The following is a 16715-nucleotide window of genomic DNA, read 5'->3' on the forward strand; positions in this document are numbered from 1 at the left end:
GCACCCGTCTTCACGACAGCTGAACCGGCCGGCCATCCAGATGGAATCGTTCGAGTTCTACGATCGGGCGGCTTTTCCTGGACGATCGCTGCCGGTTCTGGCTTCTCCATCGACCAGACCGCCATTCCAGCATGAGGATTGCCGGACATGGATGCCGACGTCACCTCGCACCTGGTCGATACGGCGCTGCTCGGCACGCTCTACGCTCGGCCGCGCTCGCTGCCGCGTGTGCTGGACGGCACGCGTGCGCTCTGCCAGCCCTGGATCGACCCGGCCGACGCCTTCCTGGTCGGCCGGGTCGAGGCCGGCCTGCGGACCGGCTGGATGCGCCTGCGCGAGTCCGATGCGCCCCCCGACACCGGCACCGCCGCTGCCGGACTGTATGCCACCGAAGACGGGCGCCAGCGCTTCGAGGCCGAGCTCTGCCGCCCGCTGATGCGGGCGTGCCATCCGCATCGGGTACTGCAGGAGCAGCTCCGTCTGAGCTTCATCGACCAGCTGCCGATGAGGCGGCAGGTCCAGCTCGCCATCGAGCTGCGCCAGGGCCGTCGCCGCTGCCTGGCCTGCCTGGACAGCCGGCTGGAAACGATCGGCGACGGATGGGAGCGGCACCTCCTCCAGGAGCGGCGGCGACAGCTGGAGGAGTCGGCCGGTGGCTTGGACCGGCGCCTTCGGGAGCTGGGCCTGCTGGCGGGCGCGGCATGAGCCTGGACGCCATGCCGGTGGCGGACGGACCGCAGTGCCCGGCACTGCTCGAGCCGGCCGAGCGGCTCGTCCTGTGGATGTGGCGCGAGTTGCATGCCGAGTGCGTCCAGCCGTCCGCCACGCTGCTCGTCGGCCTGCGCCTGGCCTTCGGTCTGGCCGGCGTGGAGCGGGCATTGGCGGCGGTGCTGGTCCTGTGGCGCTGTTATGATGGCCACCGGCGCCGTCCCACCGCCGTGGCTTGGCATCGTACCCGCTTGGTGAGTGCCGAGGAGCGGCTGCTGATCGCGCTGATCGCCACCGCCCAGCAGGGGGCGGACGCGCATCACGCAGCCATCGTCCTGCGGCTGGTGCGCGGCCAGGGCGCCGAGGCATTGGTCGAGGCCGCGCGCGAGCTGGCGCTCCTCCTGGCGCGCGCCGGATTCCGGCTGCCGTGCCGGATCCGCGACCTGCCGGCCGACCGCATGGCCGGCAACGGCCAGGGCGGCTGGAACCTCGCACCCGGCAGTGTAAGACACTAGAGCGGGACCGGCATGGCGGTCCCGCCTCGGCGCCCGCCGAGAGCGGGCCCAAGGGCGGCCGGCACGGGACCAGGCCGCGCCGGCCGCTCGCGACTGCGGGAGCGGCGGCTGCCAGGCAACGACTTGCAAGGGGATGGGGCGATGTTGCTCTCAGCGCATTCCAGTGCGCTCTTGTTGGTGGACCTGCAGGATCGGCTGATGGCGACCGTGCTGGAGCAGGCCGAGCTGGTCGAACGCTGCCGGCTGATGCTGCACGCGGCGCGGCGCCTGGACGTTCCGGTGCTGGTCACGGAGCAGTATCCCAAGGGGCTGGGGCCGACCGTGGCGCCGGTGGCGGAGCTGCTCCGGCCGGACGAGGTCATGGCCAAGATCGCGTTCTCCGCGCTGCGCGATCCGCAGGTGGCGGAGCGGATCGGCGCGCTCGGCCGCGAGACGCTGGTGGTGGCGGGTGCCGAGAGCCATGTCTGCGTGCTGCAGACCGTGCTGGACCTGGTCGCACGCGGGCGCAAGGTCGCGGTGGTGGCGGACGTGGTGGGCTCGCGCCGGGCGTTCGACAAGGAAACCGCGCTGGTGCGGATGCGCCGGGCCGGTGCGCAGATCGTGACCGCCGACATGGTGGTGTTCGAGTGGCTGGAGCGGGCCGGCACGGACGACTTCAAGGCGCTGGTGCCGCTCCTGCGCGGCCGCTGAGCCAGGCGTGAGCGGGCCTGGCCGTCAGCCGAGCAGCCAGCGGTGTGCCTTCTCGGTATTGAACCGCCAGATCCGCTTCGGCCCCGCCATCACGTTGAGGTAGTAGAGGTCGTAGCCGTGCGCGGCGGCACAGGGGTGGTAGCCCTTCGGGACCAGGGTCAGGTCGCCGTCCTCGATAGCCATGGCGACGTCGAGGGAGCGGTCGTCGGTGTAGACGCGCTGGAAGCCGAAGCCCTGCGGGGGGTTGAAGCGGTGGTAGTAGACCTCCTCCAGGGCCGATTCCTCCGGCAGGTTGTCCTGGTCGTGCTTGTGCGAGGGGTAGGACGACCAGCAGCCGGACGGGGTCACCACCTCGACCACCAGCAGGGAATGGGCCGGCTGGTCCTCGGGCAGGATGTCGCGCGGGTAGCGGGTGTTGGTGCCCTGGCCGCGCGTGCTGGTGCGCACGTCGTCCGGGCCGATCAAGCGCGGCATGTGCTCGCCGCCGCCCGGCGCCTTGCAGACCGCGACCTCGGCCGGGCCCAGCGCCTCCACGCGCACCTGGCGGTGCCAGGGAACATAGACCGAATGGGGCAGGGCGGAGAACGGATCCATGCGCCCGCCGACCCCCTGCCAGAGGGGCCCCTCGGCCACCGCGATGTCGCAGCGTCCCGAAATCAGGACGATGCACCACTCCTCCTGGCCGGTCGGCAGATCGAACGACTGGCCCTGATGCAGCCGCCAGAGGTCGAAGCCGACATGGGTCCAGCCCGCGCTGGCCGGGGTCACCCGGTGGACCAGCCCGTCCCGGCCCGGCGCGTGGTTCTTCAGGATCAGCTCGCTCATGCCGTCTCTCCCCTGGCGCGATCCCACGCGCGCAGCAGCTCGCGGTAGCGCTCCGCCATGGCCGAGATCGCCGCAGCGTCGTCGACCCGCCCGTCCAGCCAGTCCCGGAAGGGCTGGCCGAAGATCGAGCGGCCGACCGCGAAGCCCTGGCAGACCGGGAAGCCGGCCGCCAGGCGGAAGCTGTCGGCCAGCCGATCCAGGGGCTGGTCCAGGCCCAGGAGCAGCACGCCGCGGCAGAACCGGTCGCGTGAAGCCACCAGCTCCTGGATCGCCTGCCAGCCGGCCCGGTCGGCCGGAGCCTCCAGCTTCCACCAGTCCGGATGGATGCCCAGGTCGTAGCAGCGGGCCATGACCGCCGGCACGGTGCCGGTATCGACTGGCCGCCCCGATGCGCTGGCGATCACCTCCAGGAGCAGCTCGTGGCCGCTCTTCCGACAGGCGGTGAACAGCTGCAGGAGCCGGCGCTCCTGTTCCGCCGCGAGCGCCGGATCGTCATTCGGATGCCAGCGGACCAGGCATTTGACGCAGTGATCCAGTGGCCATTCCTTCAGGGTCGAGCCCAGATCGTCGCCGCCCTCGAAGGCCAGCGGCACGGCACCCGGCAACTCGATCGGCCGGCCGATCCACAAGCCCGTGCCCACCGCGCGGAACAGCGCCTCCTGGCCGAACCGGCCGTCCACCAGGATGCCGCCGTCCGCGCGCGCACCTACGGCTGCCAGCGCCGCGTCCAGGGCCAATTCCTTGAACCGGCCGATGCGCTCGGCTGCCATGCCACGCCCGGCGACCTCCGCCTCCAGCTGGGCACGATGATCGAACGCGAACGCCAGGACCTGGCCTGCAGGCCGGCGCCGGTTGGTCGACCAGTGCAGTTGCTCGAGCCGCGCATCCTCGCGCAGCCGCTTGGTCGTGCTGCCCTCGCGCAAAAAGGCGGAGAGCTCGGCCCAGGACGGGCCCGACGGCGCGCAGCCATGCCGGCTGACCGTGATGGCCCCGCAGGCATTGGCGAAGCGGGCGCAGTCGGCGAGTGGCTGGTCGCGCAGATAGCCCCGCAGGAAGCCGCTGAGGAAACTGTCGCCCGCCCCCAGCACGTTGAAGACCTCGATCGGGAAGCCCTGCCCGGTGATGCCGTCCTCGACGCTGGCGGGGATCGGGCCGTCGAACAGCACGCAGCCCATCGGCCCGCGCTTGAGCACGATCAGTGCCTGCGGGGCCACCGCACGCACCTGCCAAAGCGCCGAGAGTGTATCGGTCGACCCGCCGGCGATATGGATCTCCTCCTCGGTGCCGACCACCACGTCGCATTCGGGCAGGATCGACTGCAGGTGGGCCGAGACGCTGTCGGCGGCGACGAAGCGTTCCTCGCCGCTGTCATGGCCGCCGATTCCCCAAAGGACCGGGCGGTAGTCGATATCCAGGACGATCCGCCGGCCGTGTTCCTTAGCGAGTGCCATTGCATGGCGGCTGGTGGCATCGAGGTTCGGCCGGCTGAAATGGGTGCCGGTGACCAGGAGGGCCCGGGCGTCCCGGATCATGGCCGGATCGACATCGTCCGGCTGCAGCGCCGCGTCCGCGCAGTCCTCGCGGTAGAAGATCAGGGGAAAGCTGTGCTGGTCGCGGATGCCCAGGATCACCAGGGCGGTGAGCCGTTCGGGATCGGTCACCACGCCGCTCGTGTCCACCCCGTCGCGGGCCAGCTGCTCGCGGATGAACCGGCCCATCGCCTCGTCGCCCACCCGGGTGATCAGGGCCGAGCGCAGGCCCAGCCGCGCGGTGCCGATCGCGATATTGGCCGGGCAGCCGCCGACATATTTGGCGAAGCTTCCCATGTCTTCGAGCCGGCCGCCGACCTGCTCGCCGTAGAGGTCGACGGAACTGCGACCGAGCGTCACCACGTCGAAACGGATCGTCATCGCCAGCCCTGGTCCGGTTGCCCCCTGGCCCGCCGGACGGCCTGCGGCCGGGCGGGACTCCATGGCCCGTCTAGCATCCGCCGGTGGCGAAGGCACGCGGGGACGCTCGATCCGGGATGTCAGGACCGTGGCCGGCTGCCGCCCTCGCGGCGCAGCCGCATCACGGTGGCGATCACCTGGGCCACCGCCTGGTAGTGCTCGACCGGGATCGGCCGGCCGACCTCGCCGATGGCGTGCAGTGCCCGGGCCAGGGGCGGGTTCTCCATGATCGGCACACTGTGCTCGTTGGCGGCCTTGCGGATGATCGCGGCCAGGTGGTCCACGCCCTTGGCCACCACCACTGGGGCTGCATGCTCGCCCTGCTCGTAGCGCAGCGCCACCGCGTAATGGGTCGGGTTGGTGATCACCACCGTGGCCTTGGGCACGTCCTGGAGCATACGCTGCCGCGCCCGGGCCATCCGGATCTGGCGCAGGCGCTGCTTGATCACCGGGTCGCCCTCGCCCTGCTTCATCTCGTCCTTCAGCTCCTGGCGCGACATGCGCATCTGCCGGTGAAAGCGCAGGCGCTGCCAGAACAGGTCGACCACCGCGAACCCGGTGGCGGTGAGCGCACAGACCAGCGCCACCCTTCCCACCAGCCGCCCCATCTCGCGGCCGATCGAACCGGCCTCCAGGCCGACCGTGGCCACGACCCCCGGCAGCTCGTCGCGCAGCTGCAGCCAGCAGACCGTGCCGATCGCCGTGACCTTGAGAGCGTTCTTGGCGAACTCCAGCAGGCCCGCCCCGCCGAACATCCGGGTGAGGCCCGCCTTTGGTGACAGGCGCTCCGCCTTGGGACGCAGGTTCTCCCGGCTCCAGAGCAGGCCCTGCTGGCCGACCGTGGCCAGCACCGCCGCCAAGAGGAGGCCGCCGGCCGGGATCGCCGCCACGCCGGCCAGGGCCAGCGCCGTGCCGGCCAGCCGGCCGCGGATCTCCTCGGCACCGCCCATCGGCGCCGCGGCATGCTCCAGGTACCAGCGCAGTGCCGCCAGCGTGTCGGCGGAAAGCCTGGGCAGGACCAGGACCAGGAGACAGGCGGCCATCGCCAGCATCAGGGCATGGCCGACATCGCGGGACAGCGGCGCCTGGCCCTTGGCACGGGCATCGTCGAGCCGTTTTTGGGAAGGCTCCTCGGTCTTGTCGTCGTCCTTCTCCTCGGCCATGCGCGCTCAGATGCTCCCGAGCAGGTCGGTCCAGGCGGACGCAAGGACGCGCAGGACGAGGGTGCCAGCCGATCCCAGGGCCATGGCCAGGACGAGCAGGCCCGCCGCGATCTGCAAGGGTGCGGCGACGAACAGCACCTGCAGGGTCGGCATCATCCGGTTCATCACGCCCAGCACCGCGTTCAGCAGCAGGGCCACCGCCATCACCGGGCCGGCCACGCGGAACGCCAGATCGAAGGCGCGGCTGCCGGCACGGGTCAGCGCCTCCGCCAACTCCGCGGGTGCCGCCAGACTGCCGAACGGAAACACCGCGTAGCTGCGCGCGAGTCCGGTCAGGAGGAGGTGATGGGCATCACTCGCGAACATCAGGGTCAGGACGGCGGTAGAGAGCAGGGTGGCCGGGATGGTCGACTGCGCTGCCTCGTTCGGGTCGAACATGGAGGCGACCTGCAGGCCGGCGTGCATGGCGATCAGGCCGCCGGCGATATGCAGGGCAGCGAACAGGGAGCGGACCAGCAGGCCCAGGAAGGCGCCGGTGGCGAACTCGGCCGCGAGCGGCAGGAACATCCCTGCCGGATCGGCCGCGGGCGGCGCCACCACCCCTGAGGCCGGCACCAGGACGAAGGCGGTGACGAGCGCCAGGACCAGGCGGCCGCGCATGGTGAGCCAGGGCTCGCCGAACATCGGCAGGATCATCATGGCTGTGCCGATCCTGGCGAACACCAGGAAGCAGGCGAGCAGCTCCTGGACGATCGGGACGGCGAGCGGCAGGGCGGACGGCAGGGCCGGCACCGGTCAGCCGAGCCCGACCTGGACGATGCGCCCGAACAGCTCCTCGGTGAACGCGCGCAGCTCGCCCAGCATGAACGGCAGCGCCAGCACCAGGGCGATGGACATCGCGACCACCTTCGGCACGAAGGACAGGGTCATCTCCTGGATCTGGGTCAGCGCCTGGAACAGGGACACGGCGAGGCCGACCGCCAGGGCCGTCATCATCAGCGGCCCGCCGATCCGGATCGTCAGCCAGATCGCGGCGCGCACCAGGTCCAGGACCTGCTCGGGCGTCACATCGGCATCCGCATGATTTCCTGGTACGCCGCGACCACCCGGTCGCGGACCGCGGTCACGGTGGACAGGTTGAGCTCGGCGGCGGTGACCGCCTCCACCACCTGCTGCAGGTCGGCCTTGCCGACCAGCGCATCGGTGCTGCGCTGCTCGGACAGCCGGCCGGCACCGATTGCATCGCTCAGCTGATGCTTCACCAGCTCGCCGAAGCTCGCCATCGGCTGGGATGCCTCCGCACCGGCGCCACCAGGCCCGGCGATGCGCTCCAGCGCCTTGCGGTAGGCGGCGGCCGCAGCCTTGGGACCGACTTCGATGCTCATGCTGGTACTCCGGAGCGGGAAGGGTGGACGGATCGGGGCGGTTCGGCGGACGGTCAGCGCAGCAGGTCGATGGTCCGCTGCAGCATCTTCTTGCTGACCTCGAAGGCGTTCAGGTTGGCCTCGTAGGACCGCTGCGCCTCCCGCATGTCCATCATCTCGACGAGCGGCTGGACGTTGGGCATCTGCACATAGCCGTCGGCATCGGCGGCCGGGTGGCCCGGCCGGAATTCGGTGCGGAAGGCGGAAGGGTCGGTGCCGTAGCGGCGCACCTGCACCAGCTCCTGCTGCCGGGTCCGGTCATAGACCTCGCCGAACGAGATGGTCTTGCGCCGGTAGGGCTCACCGCCGGCCCGGGTCGCGGTCGAATCGGCGTTCGCCAGATTCTCTGCGGTGACCCGCATGCGCGAGCTCTGCACCTTCATGCCGGCACCGGCGATGGCGAGCGAGCTTTCGAGGTCCATGGGCCTTCTCCAGGTCAGCCGTGGCCGCTGCCGACGGCGGTGCGCCACATCTGCACGTACTTGCGGTAGAGGTCGGTGCCGAGCTGGTGGTCGAGCTGGGCATGCGCCATCTGCTCGGCCTGCTCCTCCAGCACCACGGCATTGCCGGATGGCGCCACCTCCCAGCCATTGGCGGTGCGCGGCCGGGCATCGTCCGGCGGGGCGTGGCGCGTGGGCGCCAGATGGGCCGGATCGGTCATCCCCAGGCGCACCGGCGCCACCGGGCGGGTGGGGCGGGCAACCGCGCGGCGGAACTCGTCCTCGGCCAGGTCCTGCGGCCTGAAGCCCGGCGTGTCGGCATTGGCGATGTTGCGGGCGAGCACGGTCTGCCGGTCGCCCAGCCATGCCTGGCGGGCGGAAAGCAGGCCGAACAACCGGGAATTGACCGCAACCATGGCCGACCGCTCCGCTCAGGCCGGCCATCCCGGCCGGCGACGGTTGCAGCCTAACGCCGTTAAGGTTAACAAATCGTTGTGTTATCACTGCGACGTTGGCGGGCACGATGCTCTATCTCACGCGCCGCCAGGGCGAGGCGGTGATCATCAACAACGCGATCGAGGTACGGGTGGTCGAGCTGAAGGGCCGGACGGTGAAGCTGGGCTTCAGCTTCCCACCCGATGCCAGCGTGCTGCGCGAGGAAGTCTTCCTGCAGATCAAGCAGGCGAACGAGCAGGCGGCCGCCGACCCCGCCAGCCTGCAGGACCTGGCCAAGGCGGCCGAGCCCGAGGCACCGCTTTGAGCACAGTTGATCGCGCGGAGCTCCCGGCCGAGGACGCCGCACGGGTCGCGGTGGTCATGGGCAGCCGCTCCGACTGGGCGACGATGTGTCATGCCTGCGAAGTGCTGAAGCGGCTGGAGATCCCGCATCTGGCGCGGGTGGTCTCCGCCCACCGCACCCCGGAGCGCCTGTTCGAGTTCGCCAGGGAGGCGCGCGGCCGGGGGATACGGGTGATCGTCGCCGGTGCGGGCGGTGCCGCGCATCTGCCGGGCATGATCGCCTCGCTGACGCCCTTGCCGGTCCTGGGCGTGCCGGTGCAGACCGCAGCGCTCGGCGGTGTGGACAGCGCGCTGTCGATCCTGCAGATGCCGGGGGGCGTACCGGTCGGCACGCTCGCGATCGGCAAGGCCGGGGCGATCAATGCCGGCCTGCTCGCGGCCTCGATCCTGGCGCTGAACGACCCCGCGCTGGCCCAGCGGCTGGATGGCTGGCGGGCCGAGCAGACCGCCACGGTGCCGGACAGCGTCGAGGACTGAAACCCTCCGCCAAGGGACCTCTGCCAAGTGCCCATCATCCCGCCCGGCTCCACCATCGGCATCCTCGGCGGCGGCCAGCTCGGCCGGATGACTGCGCTGGCCGCGGCCAGGCTCGGCTATCGCTGCCACATCTTCGCACCCGACGCCGAAGCACCGGCCGCCCTGGTCTCGGCGGCCCATACCAGGGCGGCCTTCGACGACGGCCCCGCGCTCGACCGGTTCGCCGACGCGGTCGACGTCGTGACCCTGGAATGGGAGAACGTGCCGACCGCGGCGGTGGAACGCCTGGCCGAGCGGGTGCCGGTCCGGCCGGGCGCCGCGGCGCTGGCGATCTGCCAGGAGCGGGTTGCGGAGAAGCGCTTCGTCCAGGGACTGGGCATCGGGGTCACGCCGTTCGCCGCGGTCGACAGTGCTGCGGAGCTGGCGCGGGCGGCGGTCGATATCGGCCTGCCGGCCGTGCTCAAGACCACCCGGCTCGGCTATGACGGCAAGGGCCAGACCACCCTGCGCGACCAGGCGGACCTGGAGGGCGCGCTCGAGCGGATCGGCGGCGGCCCGGCCATCCTGGAGGCGTTCGTCGCGTTCGACTTCGAGCTCTCGGTGGTGACCGCCCGCGGGACGGACGGCGCCCAGGCGAGCTTCGACCCGGTCGAGAACCGCCATGCCGACCATGTCCTGGCGCTGACCCTGGCACCGGCCCGGCTGAGCACCGCGCAGCGCGACCAGGCGATCGCGATCGCCGAGCGCATCACCCAGGCGCTGGACCTGGTGGGCGTGCTGGGTGTGGAGATGTTCTGCACGACGGACGGCCGGCTCCTGGTGAACGAGCTGGCGCCCCGGCCGCACAATTCCGGGCACTGGACGATGGATGCCTGCCGGACCGACCAGTTCGAGCAACTGGTGCGCGCAGTCTGTGGGCTGCCGCTGGGCGATCCCGCGCGGCATCACGACGCGATCATGCGCAACCTCCTGGGTGCGGAGGCGGACGAGTGGGCCGGCATCCTGGCCACGCCGGGCGACCGCCTGCATCTCTACGGCAAGGTCCAGGCCAAGCCCGGCCGCAAGATGGGCCATGTCAACCGGCTCTACCCGCTGAACGGCCGGCCGGAGCGGCTGGAGGGCGGCGAGGCCAGCTGAAGCGGCCAAGCCGCCGGTCAGGCGATGATGTCGGGGATCCGGTCGGTTGCCATGGTGCTGATGCGATCCTTCAGCATCAGCTTGCGCTTCTTCAGCCGCTGCAGGTGCAGCTGATCGGCCGAGCCTTCGGCGGCGAGCTGCCGGATCAGATCGTCCAGGGCGCGATGCGCGGCGCGCAGCCCTTCCAGCTCGGTATCGATCTCGCGCCTGTCGATTTCCTGGGCCATCGTCCGATCGATCACTCCCCGCTCCACCCGTTCGGACTATACCAGTTCTCGACGGCACACGCAGCTTGGCAGGCGGCCGGCCTGTGGACGGGAGGATGGCATGAGGTTGGGGGTGCTCACCAGCGGCGGCGACTGCGCCGGGCTCAACGCCATCATCCGGGCGGTGATGCTGCGCGCGGTCTATGGCTATGGGATGGAGCTGTACGGCATCCACGAAGCGACCCATGGCCTCCTGCGCCGCCCGGTGACCGCGACCCGGCTGACCTCGGACACGACCCGGGGCATCCTCCATCTGGGCGGCACGATCCTGGGCACCACCAACCGCGGCAACCCGTTCGCCTATCCGGTGGAGGGCGGCGGCACGGTCGACCGCTCGGCGGAGATCATCCAAGGCTATCATGAGCTGGGCCTGGACGCGCTGATCGGGATCGGCGGCGACGGCAGCCTCGCCATCCTGCGCAAGCTGGCCCTGGCGGGCGGCTGGAACCTGGTGGGCGTGCCCAAGACGATCGACAACGACGTGAACCTGACCGAGCACGCGGTCGGCCATTCCACCGCGGTCGAGATCGCGACCGAGGCGGTCGACCGGCTGCACGTGACCGCGGCCAGCCACAACCGGGTGATGGTGCTGGAGGTGATGGGCCGCGATGCCGGCTATATCGCGCTCTCGGCCGGGATCGCGGGCGGTGCCGACGTCGTGCTGATCCCGGAGATCCCGTACCGGATCGAATCGGTCTGCGCGAAGATCGAGGAGCGGCGGCGGATCGGCCGCAATTTCTCGCTGATCGTGGTGGCGGAATCGGTGAAGTCGCCGGAAGGGATGGTGCATACGGTCACCGATGCGCACGGCCAGAGCCGCTATGGCGGGATCGGCCGGGTGATCGCCGAGGAGGTGGCCAAGCGCACCGGCGCGGAGAGCCGGGTGACCGTGCTGGGCCATGTCCAGCGCGGCGGCTCGCCCACCCCGCTCGACCGGGTGGTCGCCTCCGCGTTCGGGGTGGCAGCGGTCGACCTGGTGGCCAGGGGCGAGTTCGACCGGATGGTCGCCTGGCAGGACCGCAAGGTCGTGGCGGTGCCGCTGGCCGAGGCCACCGCCGGGACCCGTGCGGTCGACCTGAACGACACGCTGCTGCACACCGCGCGCGGCCTCGGCATTTCGTTCGGCGAGCCGGTCTGAGCGGCAGGAAACGATCAGGGCGGCCGCCGAGCAGCAGCCCGCCTCGGCCTGCTGACCCTGCTCACCGCTTGGCCAGACGCGGGTAGGAATGAACCAGCCGGCGAGCGGCATGCCGCCATGGCTGCCGGCCGGCACGGCGGTGGGAGTGACCGCGTGGTCCCAGCGCATACAGCTGCCGCGACCTTGCCCATGTGCCGTCGGCTGTGGCCGGTGAGCACCAACCCATCCGGGAGCAGGCAGTCGAGTGCCGGGACATCACCGGCCGACACAATGCGGCGGGACTACCTGCGCGGCGGGACTGCCTGCTCTCCGGCCAGCCGGCGCGCCACCAGCATCCTGCCGGCGGTACCAGGGTCGGCGAGGTCGGGCAGCCCGGCGAGCTGCGCCGGCGAACGGCCCCGCAGCCGTCAGCCCTGCCACTGCCCGCCCTGCCAGACCAGCGTGCGGTCGAGAAATCGGACGATCTCGACCGAGCGCAGGAGATCCAGGCCGAGATCGCCGCCGTCGGGCATGATGTCGACCAGCCGGGCCGCCGCGAGCGTGCCCTCCAGGCGGTAGCCCGAGGCGGCGAAGCCCACCTCCAGCGTGTCGGTCCCGGCCCCGCCGTCGATCACGTCCTGACCGTACCAGGCAGTCACCAGGTCGTCGCCCTCACCGGCCAGGATCAGGTCGTCGCCGCTGCCGCCGTCCAGGCGGTCGTTGCCGGTCCCGCCCACCAGCCAGTCGGACCCGCCCCCGCCGGCCAGCAGATCGGCGCCAGCCCCGCCGATCAGGCGGTTGTCCCCGATCCCGCCATAGAGCCAGTCGTCCCCGGAACCACCGTCGAGCAGATCGTCGCCGCCATCGCCGTAGAGCCGGTCCGCGCCGTCACCGCCGGCCAGGCTGTCCCGCCCGGCCTCGCCATAGAGCCGGTCATTGCCGGCAAAGCCGTACAGCGCGTCGTCGCCCTCGCCACCCAGGATCACATCGGCGCCCATGTGCCCCGACGCGAGATCGTCGCCCTCGCCGCCTTCCAGGCGATCGTCGCCCTCGCCGCCGAACAGCGCGTCGGGGCCGGCGAACCCCAGCAGGACATCGGCACCGCCCAGTCCCTCCAGGCGGTTGGCGAGGTGGTTGCCCTCGATCCGGTCGCTGCCCTGGCCACCCAGCGCGTTCTCGATCCAGGTGCCCTCGGCGAGGAACAGCGTGCCGGGCAGGCTGCCACCGCCATCCACGCTCCACCGGTAGGGCTGGCCTAGCTCCGACCAGCTCCCCTCCGCCAGCCGGATCACCGCGCTGCTCGTCTGGTTGGACCAGTCCAGCGTGTCGATGCCGCCGCTGTCCCAGATCGTCTGGTAGACCCGGGCACCTTCCGCCCAGCGCCAGCTGGTGTTGCCGGGTGCGGCCTGGGCAGCGCCGTAGAGGAACTGGATCGCGGCGACGTCCAGGCCCATGGGCGTGGTCGGGTAGAACTCCACGCCATAGCCGGCGAGCGCGCCCTGGCCGGGGTGGGAGCGGTAGCTCATGATCGATGCGCCGATCCAGTCGACCGCGGGATCGAGCGGCGCGCCCACGCCGTCGCCGTCATGGGTGTGCAGGAGGCCCAGGGCGTGCCCTACCTCATGCATCAGGGTGAAGTAGCGCCAGGTGCCGGGCGCATAGACCCAGTCGGCCAGTTCCGGGTCGTCGATCGTCGGGAAGCGCTGCTGGCCCAGCCAGACGTCGCCATGCTCCGCTTCGCCGCCCGGCAGATAGGCCCAGGCGGTGGACGGGAGCAGCGAGCGGCCGAAGCGCAGCGTGCCGGCCTCGGCGCTGCCGTCGGCCACTTCCACCAAGCGGATGTCGGCCACCGCCGTCCAGGCGCCCAGCGCCTGGCGGATCACCGCCTGCTCGGCTGCGGAGAAGTCGCCGGCCCAGAAGTCCGGCTCTTCGTTGCCGTAGCCCAGCCGCCACTGCGAGCCGGCGTCGGCGAAGCTGTAGGTGATGGTGGTCGTGCCGCCGCCGGACTGCCAGCGCGTACCGCCCAGCAGCGCGTCCACCATGGCATCGCCGCTGCGGCCGACCGGGCCATGGGTGGAGCCGGCGGCGGGCAGGGCGGCCATGGGGGTGGCCGCGCCGCCGGACGGTTGCTCGATCGACGCTGCCATGGCCCCTCGCCACGCTGCCCAGTCAGGGTGCGCAGCGTAGGGGCCGGGCGGTTAAGCCGAGGTTAACGGCCGGCCGGAGCCATGGCCGTCAGAACAGGCCCTCGATCCGGCCTTCCTCGTCGATCCGGATCGTCTCGGCAGCGGGCCGGCGCGGCAGGCCCGGCATGGTCATGATCTCGCCGCAGATCACCACCAGGAACTCGGCACCGCCGGACAGGCGGACCTCGCGGATCGGCAGGACGTGGCCGGACGGCGCGCCCTTGGCGTTGGGGTCGGTGGTGAAGCTGTACTGGGTCTTGGCCACGCAGATCGGGAAATGGCCGTAGCCCGCGGCCTGCAGCTCGGCGAACTGGTCGCGGATCTTCTTGTCGGCGACGATGTCGGCCGCCCCGTAGATCTCGGTCGCGATGGTGCGGACCTTGTCGAGCAGCGGCAGCTCGTCCGGATAGAGATGGGTGAAGCCGCGGCCGTCCAGGGGATGGCCCTCGTCGCACAGGCGCACGACATGCTCGGCCAGCTCGGTGATCCCGGCCGAGCCCTCCGCCCAGTGCCGGCAGACCAGGGCCTCGACGCCCAGCTCCTCGCGGCAGTAGCGCTGCACGAACTCGTGCTCGGCCTCGGTGTCGGTGGTGAAATGGTTGAGCGCCACCACCGACGGCACGCCGAACTTGCGGACGTTGCGGACATGGCGGGCGAGGTTGACGATGCCCTGGCGCAGCGCCTCCAGGTTCTCCTTGCCGAGCTCGTCCTTGCCCACCCCGCCATTGCTCTTGAGTGCCCGGATGGTGGCGACGATCACCGCGCAGTCCGGGGTCAGCCCGGCCTTGCGGCACTTGATGTCGAAGAACTTCTCGGCACCCAGGTCCGCACCGAAGCCGGCCTCGGTCACCACGTAGTCGGCGAGCTTGAGCGCGGTGCGCGTCGCGATCACCGAGTTGCAGCCATGGGCGATGTTGGCGAACGGGCCGCCATGGACGAAGGCCGGGTTGTTCTCCAGCGTCTGCACGAGGTTGGGCATGAAGGCGTCCTTGAGCAGGACCGCCATGGCGCCCGGCGCCTTCAGCTCCTTCGCCAGGATCGGCTTGCGGTCGCGGGTGTAGCCCACGATCATCCGGCCGAGCCGCTCCTCCAGGTCGGGCATGCTCATGGCCAGGCAGAACACCGCCATGACCTCGGAGGCGACCGTGATGTCGAAGCCGTCCTCGCGCGGGAAGCCGTTGGCGACGCCGCCCAGCGAGCTGGTGATCTGGCGCAGCGCCCGGTCGTTCATGTCGACCACCCGGCGCCAGGTGATCCGGCGCTCGTCCAGGCTCAGCTCGTTGCCCCAGTAGATGTGGTTGTCGAGCATCGCGGCCAGCAGGTTGTGCGCGCTGCCGATCGCGTGGAAGTCGCCGGTGAAGTGGAGGTTGATCTGCTCCATCGGCACGATCTGGGCATAGCCCCCGCCGGCGGCCCCGCCCTTCATGCCGAAGCAGGGGCCGAGCGACGGCTCGCGCAGGCAGATCATCGCCTGCTTGCCGATCCGGTTCAGCCCGTCGCCCAAGCCCACCGTGGTGGTGGTCTTGCCCTCGCCGGCCGGGGTCGGGTTGATCGCGGTGACCAGGACCAGCTTGCCGTCCGGGCGGTCCTGCAGGCGCTCGATCACCGCATGGTCGACCTTGGCGATGGCCCGGCCATAGGGGTGCAGCTCGTCCGGCCCGATCCCGACCTTGGCCGCAACCTCCTGGATCGGCAGCATGCTCGCCGCCCGGGCAATCTCGATGTCGCTCGCCATCTCGTCACCTCTCCCTTTCCGGGCCGCCTCTAGCCGCCTCCGTTGAGGCTAGCAATGAGCACACGGCCGGCGGGGCGTGACCGCCTGGGAGCGACCTGATCTTCCTTCAGCCTGCCAGGCCAGGGACGGGATGCGCTGCCCGCAGCTGTCGAAAGAATCCAAGCCCTTGATCCGGGCCGGTTCCTCGGGTTCGTTTCGCAACATCCGCATCAGGTGCACGCGCACCGGCAGACCTGCCCGGGCGGGCCCGGGGGCTGGCCATGTTCGCATGAACCGCCGGGTCGGCGAAAGTCCCGCCTACCGCCATCCGCAACATCAACCGTTGCGCAATAGGAGGCTGCCATTGCTGCAACCGACTGTTACAAGGCTGTACATACTGGCGAAGCGTTGCCGGCCTATCTCTCCTGCAACATTTCCTGCCAGGATCAGGGCGCATCCCTGCGCCCGGTAGCGGAGAACGATGACCGACCTCGCGCCTTCCGTCGCAGCCACGCACCGACCGGCCGGAACCAGGCGTGCCGCCCGCAGCGGGCGGCGCGGCTGGCTGATGGTCCTGGCGCTCGTCCTGCTCGTGGCGGCCGCCGGGGGCGGCTATCTGTGGTGGCAGCGCCAGGGCCAGGCCCAGGAAGGGACGCTGCGGACGGTCCAGGTGGTGCGCGGCGACGTGGCCGACCTGGTGAGCGCGCTCGGCACGCTGGAGCCGGCCTCCTACGTGGACGTGGGCGCGCAGGTGTCCGGGCAGCTCACCAAGCTGAACGCGGCGATCGGCGACCAGGTCGAGGAAGGCCAGCTGCTGGCGGAGATCGATTCGCGCGTCCTGCAGTCGCGTCTCGCCACCGACACGGCCGAGCGCGACCGGCTGGAAGGGGTGCTGGCGCAGCAGGAGGCCCAGCGTGAGCTGGCCCTGGCGCAGGCCGAGCGCCAGCGCACCATGTTCCGCGGCAACGCCACCAGCCGCGACGAGCTGGACATCGCCGAATCGCAGGTCCGGGTGCTGGACGCGCAGATCCAGCAGACCAGGGCGCAGATCTCCGGCCAGGAAGCGACGCTCGCCGCCGACCTTGCCAACCTGTCCTTCACCAAGATCGCGGCCCCCATGTCCGGCACGGTCGTGTCGGTGAGTGCGGTGCAGGGGCAGACGCTCAACGCCAACCAGTCGGCGCCGATCCTGCTGCGGATCGCCGACCTCGCCACCATGACCGTGGAGGTGCAGGTCTCCGAGGCCGACCAGCCCAAGCTGGAGCTGGGCATGCCGGTGCGCTTCAACACGCTGGGCCGGCCGGAC

General features: G+C 71.0%; 19 protein-coding genes. 8 read left to right on the forward strand and 11 right to left on the reverse strand.

The features are described from left to right. The first annotated feature begins 147 nt into the window (after positions 1-147). From VNS22_RS26400 to VNS22_RS26410, 3 genes are all read left to right on the forward strand, one after another. Entirely contained in the window at positions 148-705 is a 558-nt protein-coding gene (locus VNS22_RS26400) for a hypothetical protein (RefSeq protein ID WP_325737888.1), read from the forward strand. Beyond that, entirely contained in the window at positions 702-1223 is a 522-nt protein-coding gene (locus tag VNS22_RS26405; RefSeq protein WP_325737890.1) for a hypothetical protein, read from the forward strand. Before VNS22_RS26400 ends, VNS22_RS26405 begins: the two co-directional genes overlap by 4 nt. Before the next feature lie 141 nt (positions 1224-1364). After that, positions 1365-1913: an isochorismatase family protein gene (locus VNS22_RS26410; RefSeq protein ID WP_325737892.1), complete on the forward strand. Its 549-nt coding sequence runs from the start codon at positions 1365-1367 to the stop codon at positions 1911-1913. A gap of 24 nt (positions 1914-1937) precedes the next feature. On the opposite strand, the gene iolB is transcribed toward VNS22_RS26410, so the two are convergent. The 8 genes from iolB to VNS22_RS26450 form a co-directional block, all read right to left on the reverse strand. Next, on the reverse strand, positions 1938-2738 hold the full coding sequence (gene iolB, locus VNS22_RS26415) for a 5-deoxy-glucuronate isomerase (RefSeq protein ID WP_325737894.1): 801 nt from the start codon (positions 2736-2738) through the stop codon (positions 1938-1940). Continuing rightward, a complete protein-coding gene (locus tag VNS22_RS26420; protein ID WP_325737896.1) occupies positions 2735-4648 on the reverse strand; it encodes a bifunctional 5-dehydro-2-deoxygluconokinase/5-dehydro-2-deoxyphosphogluconate aldolase in 1914 nt (637 codons plus the stop codon). The genes iolB and VNS22_RS26420 overlap by 4 nt, the downstream gene beginning before the upstream one ends. A 119-nt stretch (positions 4649-4767) precedes the next feature. Then, entirely contained in the window at positions 4768-5850 is a 1083-nt protein-coding gene (flhB, locus tag VNS22_RS26425; protein ID WP_325737898.1) for a flagellar biosynthesis protein FlhB, read from the reverse strand. A 6-nt stretch (positions 5851-5856) separates the two neighbouring features. Further along, positions 5857-6642 carry a flagellar biosynthetic protein FliR gene (gene fliR, locus VNS22_RS26430; protein WP_325737900.1) on the reverse strand — a complete coding sequence of 262 codons (786 nt, stop codon included), beginning with the start codon at positions 6640-6642 and terminating at the stop codon, positions 5857-5859. A gap of 3 nt (positions 6643-6645) precedes the next feature. Beyond that, positions 6646-6918, reverse strand: coding sequence for a flagellar biosynthesis protein FliQ (gene fliQ, locus VNS22_RS26435; RefSeq protein WP_159715025.1), 273 nt, complete (start codon positions 6916-6918; stop codon positions 6646-6648). Continuing rightward, positions 6915-7235 (reverse strand): flagellar hook-basal body complex protein FliE, encoded by a 321-nt coding sequence (locus VNS22_RS26440; RefSeq protein WP_325737903.1) that lies wholly within the window; start codon positions 7233-7235, stop codon positions 6915-6917. The genes fliQ and VNS22_RS26440 overlap by 4 nt, the downstream gene beginning before the upstream one ends. Positions 7236-7288: 53 nt before the next feature. Then, positions 7289-7696: a flagellar basal body rod protein FlgC gene (gene flgC, locus VNS22_RS26445; RefSeq protein WP_325737905.1), complete on the reverse strand. Its 408-nt coding sequence runs from the start codon at positions 7694-7696 to the stop codon at positions 7289-7291. Positions 7697-7710: 14 nt separating this feature from the next. Then, positions 7711-8130, reverse strand: a complete 420-nt coding sequence (locus VNS22_RS26450; protein WP_325737907.1) for a flagellar basal body protein — start codon at positions 8128-8130, stop codon at positions 7711-7713. 107 nt (positions 8131-8237) lie between these two features. Between VNS22_RS26450 and VNS22_RS26455 the strand changes: the two genes are divergently transcribed. The 3 genes from VNS22_RS26455 to VNS22_RS26465 are packed head-to-tail and all read left to right on the forward strand — an operon-like array spanning position 8238 to position 10126. Further along, positions 8238-8474 (forward strand): carbon storage regulator, encoded by a 237-nt coding sequence (locus VNS22_RS26455; RefSeq protein ID WP_325737909.1) that lies wholly within the window; start codon positions 8238-8240, stop codon positions 8472-8474. Further along, complete coding sequence (purE, locus tag VNS22_RS26460; protein WP_325737911.1) at positions 8471-8989, forward strand: 5-(carboxyamino)imidazole ribonucleotide mutase; 519 nt, start codon at positions 8471-8473, stop codon at positions 8987-8989. The genes VNS22_RS26455 and purE overlap by 4 nt, the downstream gene beginning before the upstream one ends. 27 nt (positions 8990-9016) lie before the next feature. After that, positions 9017-10126, forward strand: a complete 1110-nt coding sequence (locus VNS22_RS26465) for a 5-(carboxyamino)imidazole ribonucleotide synthase (protein WP_325737913.1) — start codon at positions 9017-9019, stop codon at positions 10124-10126. A 17-nt stretch (positions 10127-10143) separates the two neighbouring features. Here VNS22_RS26465 and VNS22_RS26470 read toward each other — a convergent pair whose 3' ends face one another. Next, entirely contained in the window at positions 10144-10368 is a 225-nt protein-coding gene (locus VNS22_RS26470) for a YdcH family protein (RefSeq protein WP_235031388.1), read from the reverse strand. Between the two features lie 85 nt (positions 10369-10453). Here VNS22_RS26470 and VNS22_RS26475 point away from each other — a divergent pair, with 85 nt between their 5' ends. Beyond that, on the forward strand, positions 10454-11530 hold the full coding sequence (locus tag VNS22_RS26475; protein ID WP_325737916.1) for an ATP-dependent 6-phosphofructokinase: 1077 nt from the start codon (positions 10454-10456) through the stop codon (positions 11528-11530). Positions 11531-11937: 407 nt separating this feature from the next. On the opposite strand, the gene VNS22_RS26480 is transcribed toward VNS22_RS26475, so the two are convergent. Continuing rightward, on the reverse strand, positions 11938-13656 hold the full coding sequence (locus VNS22_RS26480; protein WP_325737918.1) for a M10 family metallopeptidase: 1719 nt from the start codon (positions 13654-13656) through the stop codon (positions 11938-11940). Between the two features lie 88 nt (positions 13657-13744). Beyond that, on the reverse strand, positions 13745-15430 hold the full coding sequence (locus VNS22_RS26485) for a formate--tetrahydrofolate ligase (protein ID WP_325737920.1): 1686 nt from the start codon (positions 15428-15430) through the stop codon (positions 13745-13747). A gap of 460 nt (positions 15431-15890) precedes the next feature. Here VNS22_RS26485 and VNS22_RS26490 point away from each other — a divergent pair. Continuing rightward, the coding region (locus VNS22_RS26490) for an efflux RND transporter periplasmic adaptor subunit (RefSeq protein ID WP_325737922.1) at positions 15891-16715 on the forward strand (825 nt) is incomplete at its 3' end.

The sequence above is a fragment of the Geminicoccus sp. genome (genome assembly GCF_035556675.1).
Lineage (GTDB): Bacteria > Pseudomonadota > Alphaproteobacteria > Geminicoccales > Geminicoccaceae > Geminicoccus.